This window comes from Nocardiopsis sp. TNDT3 (genome assembly GCF_003427465.1).
GTDB classification, from domain to species: domain Bacteria; phylum Actinomycetota; class Actinomycetes; order Streptosporangiales; family Streptosporangiaceae; genus Nocardiopsis; species Nocardiopsis dassonvillei.
Genome location: NZ_QPFC01001097.1, coordinates 1 through 1,037 on the forward strand (window position 1 = coordinate 1; position 1,037 = coordinate 1,037).

Consider the following 1,037-nt stretch of genomic DNA (forward strand, 5'->3'; position numbering starts at 1 on the left):
ACTTCGACGACTTCTTCTACCCCTACCCCAAGGACGGCGAGGAGTTCGACGACGACCGGACGTGGGAGGAGTACGGCGACGGCTTCGAGGACCGCGAGGACTGGCGGCGCGACAACGTCAACGGCTTCGTCAGCGGTGTGCACGAGCGCATCGAGGAGGCCAAGCCCTGGGTGCGCTTCGGGATCTCCCCGTTCGGCATCTGGCGCAACGCCGAGAACGACCCCGCCGGGTCCGACACCTCGGGCCTGGAGTCCTACGAGGCCCAGCACGCCGACACCCGCGCCTGGATCCGGGAGGGGATGGTCGACTACGTCGTCCCGCAGCTGTACTGGGAGCGGGGCTTCGACGCCGCCGACTACGAGGAGCTGCTGCCGTGGTGGGCCGAGCAGGTCGAGGACACGGACGTGGACCTGTACGTCGGCCAGGGCGCGTACCGGGTCGGTGACCGCAACTGGACCGACGAGGACGCGCTGAGCACCCAGCTGGACTACTCCTCCGACCACCCCGAGGTCGACGGCGACGTCTACTTCTCCTTCAAGTCCCTGACAGGCGTGGCCGAGGAGGCCTACGCCCACCTGGCCGACGAGCACTACGGCGACCCCGCCCTGCCGCCCCTGGCGGGAGGGGACCGCGGAGGCCGGTCCCTGGCGGGCGCCGTGGAGGACGTGACCGCCGAGGTCGCGGACGAGCACACCGCGGTGGAGTGGGAGCGGGTGGAGGACGCGCGCTTCTACGCCGTCTACCGCCTGGACGCGCAGGAGGCCGCGCGGGCGGACTCGGGCGACCCGGAGGAGTACTGCGGCGTGCTCTCCTCCGACAACCTCGTGGGCGTGACCGGCGGGACCTCGCTGGAGGACTCCGGCCACACCGCCGAGGACGCCGCGAAGGCCGAGGAGAACGGTGAGGAGTCCGGTTCCGCGTACGTGGTGACGGCGCTGGACGACTACAGGGTCGAGGGGCCCGTGAGCGAGGTCGCCGACCCGCGCGGCTGAGCCGAGACCATCCGCGAGGACCCGCCGCCCGGAAGGGGCGGCGGG

General features: G+C 71.7%; 1 protein-coding gene. It reads left to right on the top strand.

Annotation, left to right across the window (positions count from 1 at the left end; all coding sequences use genetic code 11):
- Positions 1 to 992: glycoside hydrolase family 10 protein (locus tag DQW06_RS24290; RefSeq protein ID WP_157983589.1), on the top strand; the 992-nt coding region annotated here is incomplete at its 5' end.
- Positions 993 to 1,037 lie beyond the last annotated feature (45 nt).